The sequence below is a fragment of the Chitinophaga sp. genome (genome assembly GCF_036569185.1).
Lineage (GTDB): Bacteria > Bacteroidota > Bacteroidia > Chitinophagales > Chitinophagaceae > Chitinophaga.
In genome coordinates, this window is record NZ_DATCRD010000144.1 from 22,553 (window position 1) to 29,489 (window position 6,937).

The 6,937-nt window shown below is 49.8% G+C and carries 4 protein-coding genes; all 4 read right to left on the reverse strand.

Translation table 11 applies throughout. The features are described 5' to 3' along the window. Nucleotides 1-5: 5 nt before the first annotated feature. A complete protein-coding gene (locus tag VIM72_RS10195) occupies nucleotides 6-1,055 on the reverse strand; it encodes a glycoside hydrolase family 130 protein (protein WP_332002731.1) in 1,050 nt (349 codons plus the stop codon). 96 nt (nucleotides 1,056-1,151) lie between these two features. Next, the gene (locus VIM72_RS10200; protein ID WP_332002732.1) at nucleotides 1,152-2,651 is read right to left on the reverse strand and encodes a RagB/SusD family nutrient uptake outer membrane protein; all 1,500 of its coding nucleotides are present in this window, start codon (nucleotides 2,649-2,651) and stop codon (nucleotides 1,152-1,154) included. Nucleotides 2,652-2,679: 28 nt separating this feature from the next. Next, nucleotides 2,680-5,757, reverse strand: a complete 3,078-nt coding sequence (locus VIM72_RS10205) for a TonB-dependent receptor (protein WP_332002733.1) — start codon at nucleotides 5,755-5,757, stop codon at nucleotides 2,680-2,682. Between the two features lie 270 nt (nucleotides 5,758-6,027). Next, on the reverse strand, nucleotides 6,028-6,937 hold a 910-nt coding region (locus tag VIM72_RS10210; protein ID WP_332002734.1), incomplete at its 5' end, for a response regulator transcription factor.

The following is a 6,937-nucleotide window of genomic DNA, read 5'->3' on the forward strand; positions in this document are numbered from 1 at the left end:
AGTTGTTACCTTTTTAAGGATGAAAGTATTTCCCCGATAGAAAACCTGGCGGCGCACACTACCTCGTCGGCAGCGCCATAGTAAATGGTAAGCTCATCGCCTCTTACAATATGCCCGTTGGTAAAAACCACCTGCCCGAAAAAGCCGGTAAGCTCGTAAGGGGCTTCGGGGATCATAATGGGATCGTCGCTACGGGCCAGTACTATGGAGGGATCATTAAGATCCAGCAGCATAGCGCCTAGTCCGTACTGGTGTTTTTCATTGGCGCCGTGGTAAATTTCCAGCCATCCTTCGGTTGTTTTGACAGGGGAGGCGCCGGCGCCAACACGTTTGCTGTCCCAGTAACCCGGGCGGGTTCTGATGAGGCACCGGTGTTTGCCCCAATGCACCCCATCGGGCGACTGTGCCAGCCAGATGTAGTTGCCGCCAAGATCCACGCTGCTGGGCCGGTGCAGGGCATAGTAAAGGCCATTTATCTTTTCATCAAATAATGCACAGTCTTTATTATGCGGTGGTATGATCATGCATTGATCTGAAAAAGTTTTCCAGTCGCGCGTGGTGCGCATGCCTACTCCCACACCATTTGAAGATACTGCAGTGAAGGTGAGATAGTAAGTGCCTTCTATTTTTGTTACCCGGCAATCTTCCACGCCAAAGGATTCCAGCGGTCCTTCCCCATGCAGCTGTGGATAGCCTTCCGGCTCGTGGAAATGAATCCCGTCTTCGCTGCAAAACAACCGCAAATGGGAAAGCGTGGTGAGGTAATCGTCGCCTTTATAACGCAGTATCCGCGGATCGGTAGCATCCAGGTGCGGATCATCTTTTAAGATCTCAATAATTTCTATTCCTCCATTTTGTAACACAGGGAATGAAATAAGATGATGCTGTTGTTTTGGCCGTTCTGCTACGCGGATGATCAGCCATATTTTATTGTCGTATTCAAAAACGCCCGGGTTCAGCAAGCAGGCTACTTCAAGCCCGGGCCTGCTGGGCCGCACATCGGCCGGTTTTAGCAATGGATTTTCGGTAAAGCGGTTAGCGGTAACTTGGTTCATATTTAATACGCTTGAATTATTTGTTGGTTGCCGGCAGACGAACAAAAGAAAATTCGCCTGCTGGCAGCAAACAGGTTTCCGTTTTAATAAAGCTGGCTAATAGCCGGCGTTCTGATTAAGCTTCAGCAGGTCTGCTTCCCTTTGCGGGATGGGCAGCAGCTTGTTAAAAGATTGCCAGCCGTTACCATAATCCTTGTACCCTTTCAGCGGATCAGCATCCGGCGCTTTGGCCAGTATGGTTTGCGCCAGGTTCCATCTCACCAGGTCATAATAACGATGACCTTCCATCGCAAGTTCTACGCGTCTTTCATGTTGAATGGCGGAAAGCAGCGCTGCTTTATTATCAGTGGTAACAGGCGGCAGATTAACAGCCGGGTTAACTGCGTACTTGCGTGCCCGTGCCCGTATCCTTTCCAGGTCGGCGCGTGCTTCGGCTAATGCGCCCAGGTTGGCGTGGCATTCGGCTTTCCACAGTATCACATCACCCAAACGGATATACGCAAAATCAACGCCTCCATCATCGATAGGGTTTACATTGCTCATAAACTTGCGTACATTAAAACCGGTTACGGGCGACCAGGCCGGGTCGTAGTTGCTGCCATCAAGGTATTTATCGCCTGCCTGGAAAAGTGTAGCGGCCCTGCGTGGATCGCCGGTTTCAAAGGCATCTACGAGGTCTTTGGTAGGAATTTCAAAGCCCCAGCCTTTGCCCTGCGGCGCAAACACGGCGTTGAGCACAGATCCCTGGGAAGGGGTTTTGCCGGCATCATGACGGGCTGCAAAGATGATCTCACCCGCTTTTTCTCCAGCGCCGTTAAAATTATCTTCATAATGATCCAGCAACTGGTAATTACCTTTTTCCACTTCCGCCACCTGGTTCAGGCAATCCTGCCAGCGCTGCCTGTAGAGGTAGGTTTTAGCCAGCAGGGCATGCGCGGCGCCGGTGGTAGCCCGCTGGTAGTTATCGGCATCATAGGTAGCCGGTAACATGCTGAGTGCCTGCGTAAGATCGCTTTCTATCTGTTCATATACCTGTGCTACCGGGGTGCGCACGGAATTATCCGTCATCTTTTTTTCAGGTATCAGCAAAGGAATATCGCCAAAGTTGAGCACCAGTCTGAAATAATAAAATGCGCGCAGGAAATATGCTTCGCCTTTCATCCGTTTCAGCAATGCCGGATCAAGACCCGGTACACCGGCGCCGTCCTGTGCCAGCAGCGTGTTGCAGGCATCCACGCCTTTATAGTTAAAGCGCCAGATGCCCAGCACATTATTATTTTCCGGGAAGATGCTAAAGGTCTGCATCCGCCGCATATCTTCCTGGTCGCCCAGGCTACCGCCACCTTTCACGGCATCATCACTCATCAGGTCGCCTATTACCCAGTCGCGCGGTATACTGCTGCCCTCATCCCAGCCCCAGTCGCCACGGAAACGGTTGGTAAGCGGAAGATAAGCCGCATCGGTAGCCATCACAAAATCGTTGGCTTCTGTAAAAACATTGCCTCCTGTCAGCTTTCCCTGCGGGAATTTTTCCAGCTGCTTGGTGCAGCCCGCAACGCTAACGGCAATTGATATAATAGCAATTAATTTTTTCATGGTGTGTTGATTTTAATAAATGGCATTCCTAGAAACCGAACTGTAAACCAAAAGTGTAAGTGCGGGAAGGCGGATAAGTGCCCATGTCAATACCCACCGCCATATCAGCATAATTGGCGAGGTTCTCGTTGGTGTACAATTCCGGGTCCATGCCGCCGTATTTTGTAATGGTGAACAGGTTTTGTGCGCTCACATAAATACGCGCATTGGTAAAGCCGATGCGTTGCAGCAATGAAGGCGATAATGTATAACCCAGCATTACGTTTTTAAGCCGTAAATAGCTGCCATTTTCCACGTAACGGTCGGAAGTGCGGCGGTTGTTGTTGGGATCAAGGAAGGTAGCCCTGGGCGTTTTATTGCTGGTACCTTCTCCATGCCAGCGTTCTTTGTAGAAGTCTTCCTTATTATTAAATCCTCTTCCGTCAAAACTGTTAATGATGTTATCTACTTCATTATAGATCTGGTTGCCCTGTACGCCATTAAAGAAAAGGGTAAGGTCAAACTGTTTGTAATTCACGCCGGCATTCAGGCTATACAGCAGTTTGGGATTGGGGTTGCCGATAATAGTACGGTCGGCATCATCAATTTTTCCATCGTTATTGTAATCTACAAAACGGATATCACCGGGTTTGGCGTTGGGCTGATACAGTTCGCCTTTGCTGTTGGTATACTGTGCTACTTCCTGTTCGTTCTGGAATAAACCATTTGTTTTATAGCCATAGAAAGAGCTGATAGGTTCGCCTTCCCGCAGGATCACGCGACCGGAGCCGGCAGAAAAGATCTGTTCCCTGCCCTTGTATAACGACACCACCTTGTTACGAAGGGTAGTAACGTTGGCGGCTATATTAAAAGAGAGATCTTTTTGCAGGGTTTGCTTATAAGCGGCGGTAATTTCCAGCCCTTTATTGCTCATTTTAGCGCCGTTTACATAAGGCGGAGTGGCATCGCCGTTGGTGTAGGAGGAAGGCAGCTGTATGAGGATGTCGGAAGCCTGTTTGTTGAAGTAATCCACGCTGAGGGTGAGGGCCCCTTTCAGGAAACCTGCGTCCACACCTACGTTCGACTGTGTAGTGGTTTCCCATTTCACATCGGGGTTGCCACGGCTGATCACCTGCAAAATGTTATTGGTGGTGGAGTAAATGGTGGCAAATGGATAAAGGCCGATGTCCTGGTTGCCCAGTTGTCCCCAGCCTCCGCGGATTTTGAGGTCATTCAGCCAGGTCACCTCTTTCATGAAATTTTCATGGGCAATGTTCCAGCCGGCAGAGAAAGAGGGGAAGTATCCCCAGCGGTTGTCGGCGCCAAAGCGGGAGGAAGCATCTGCACGCATGTTCACGTTCAGCATGTATTTGTTGTCGTATGCGTAGGTAACCCTGCCGAAGTAAGACATGAGCGCCCATTCTTCCAGGTTGCCGCTGTTAAACTGCTGACCGGAGCCGTAGTCCAGGTAACGTAAGCTGGGAGAAGCATCGGCGCGGTTATCGTACCCGTTGCGGGATGCTGCGAGGTAATCCACCTTGGAAGAAATATATTCAGAGCCCAGCGTTACGCCCACATTGTGTTTTTCATTGAACAGGTGATTATAACTGAGCACATTGGTCCAGTTATAGGTAGTATAGCGGTTACGGAATTTATCCAGCCCTTTGTCTTTATCCTGCATCAGTGTGCGGTCGCCGGGTATTTGCCCGCTGTATTGCTGTTGTTCAGCAATATAGAAATCGGTGCCAAGATCGGTGCGTAGTTTAAAATCATTCAGAAAGCGGGCTTCGGCAAACACATTCCCCAGCAGGCGGTATTTGCTCATGGTGCGGGTGCGGTAATCGGCAATGGCCAGTGGGTTTTTTCCATCACCATATAATAATGCGTTTTTATAAAGACCTACCGGTGGAAGGTCGGTATAAAAGCCGGTCTTATCATCGTAGAGCGGAATGGCGTTTGGCCTGATCAGCGCGTAGCGTACCACGCCGGGTAGGCTGCCCGGGCGGGCGCCATCGCCGGAAGCGCCAATTTCCTGGGTACGATCGTAGGTAAGGTTCAGGTTTTCACCCACCCGCAGCCAGCTTTTTACTTCGCTGCTTACATTGGAGCGGAGCCCGTACCGTTTGAAATTGGAGTTTACAATAGTACCGTCCTGGTTTACCACGTTGCCCGCCAGGTAATAGCGGGTTTTATCCGAACCACCGGAGAACGCGAGGTTATAACGTTGGGTAAGCGCCTGCCGGAATATGGCGTTCAGCCAGTTGGTATTAGGCAGTTTGGAAGCATCATCCTGGTTACGGGTAGTGGAGCCGTCGTTGGCAAAAGCTTCGTTCTGTAATTCTATAAACTGGCTGGTGCTGAGCATATCAGGCAAGCCGCTGGCGTTGGCAATGCCATAGGCAATATCGAGATTGATCTCGTTTTTGCCGGCTTGCCCTGTTTTGGTGGTCACCAGTATCACACCGTTGGCGGCACGTGAGCCATAAATGGCGGCCGCTGCTGCATCTTTCAGCACTTCAATAGAAGCAATATCGTTGGGTGAAATAGTGTTCAACCCGCTGTTCATAGGCACTCCGTCAATAATATAAAGCGGGTTGCTGCTCTGGCTGAGGGAGCCTATCCCCCTGATGCGCACGACCGCTTCTGTACCAGGTGCGCCGGTAGGAGAGGTTACGGTAACGCCGGAAGCCTGTCCCTGCAGGGCGGTACTGAGGTCGACGGCCTGTGTTTTAGCAAGATTTTTTCCATCTATAGAGGAGATGGCGCCGGTTACCTGGCTTCGCCGTTGCGTACCATAGCCTATTACCACCACATCTTTTAAAGCTACTTCATCTTTTTGCAGGGTCACGTTCAGGGCGCCGCTGCCGGAATAAGGTACTGTTTTGGTAAGAAATCCCATAAAGGAAAACTGCAGCGTTGCAGGACCGCCGCCACTGATGGTAATGGTGTAACTGCCATCTACTCCGGAAACAGCGCCGTTTTTGGTATTGGGCTGTATTACGGTAACGCCGGGGAGGGCGCCGCCCTGTTCATCGCTGATACGGCCGCTTACTTTAACCTGGGCATAGGTAGCCCCGCCAAGCAGCAGCAGTATCACGGCTGACATTAATTGTGTCCAGTTTTTCATTCGTAAGAATTTAATGGTTCCATCCCCCTGGAAGAACCGGTTTAAAAAATGTTTTTAACGTTGGATTTGAATGGAATTTACAGGCTGTGCATCTCCTGTTTCTTTCATACGCCGGATAATTTTTTGATTGATCTGGATGAGCTAAAGATAGGAGTAAGGGGTGGAAAGCGACTGTACTATAGTTACAAATAACTGTACAATCGTGAAGATTTAAGAACGATATTTATTGATAATCAGTTGGTTGATTGTTTGCTTGTCTAGTGCGCCCAACTATACGATGGTTTGTTGTTCGCGGTATTCATTAGGGGAGCAGTGGTACATCTTCTTAAACTCACGGAAAAAATAAGACTGGTTATTAAAACCTGTTTTATAGAAAATTTCGGCCACGGTAAGCTGGGTTTTCACCAGGAGCCGGGCAGCCTGTTTTAGTCGGATATAACGGATAAATTCTGCCGGTGTCATATTGGTGAGTGTTTTCAGTTTCCGGTATAATTGCATTTTGCTGAGGAGCAGCTGTTTTTCCAATGCTTCCGCATTCAGTCCTTCCTCATCCATCCGGTCTTCAATGACCTGTACCAGTTCCTGCAGGAACTGTTTGTCGGCATCCGGCATACCGGTTTCTTCCAGCTGGCCCAAAGGATGATCTCTTTTGAAGATTTCGTGCAGGCGTTGGCGGTATTCCAGCAGTTTACGCACCCTTACCTGGAGATGATCTGCATAGAAGGGTTTGGGGAGATAGGCATCTGCGCCTGCTTCGTAGCCTTCCGTTTGTTGGTCGATGGTACCGCGGGCCGACAGGATAATAAAAGGAATATGACAGGTGCCGGCGGCATTCTTTACTTTGTCGCATAGCTCCAGGCCATTCATATCAGGCATCATGATGTCGCTGATGATCAGGTCGGGCAGCGTTTGCCGGATAAGTTCCAGCGCCTCGTTGCCATTACCGGCTTCATATATAATATACTGACCGGCCAGCAGGTCTTTTAACAGCTGGCGTATGGCGTATTCATCTTCCACTAACAAAATACTTTTTTTACCTGCCTCCTGTACGCTCTGTATCCTGGATAGTTTATTGGGATCAATAACCGGCGCTGTTTGCGGCAACAAGTCGGCAGTAATGGATTGTAACAGGTAGGAAGGAACGGGATTGGCGGGCGCTTCCTGTTGCTGCAGCTGAGTG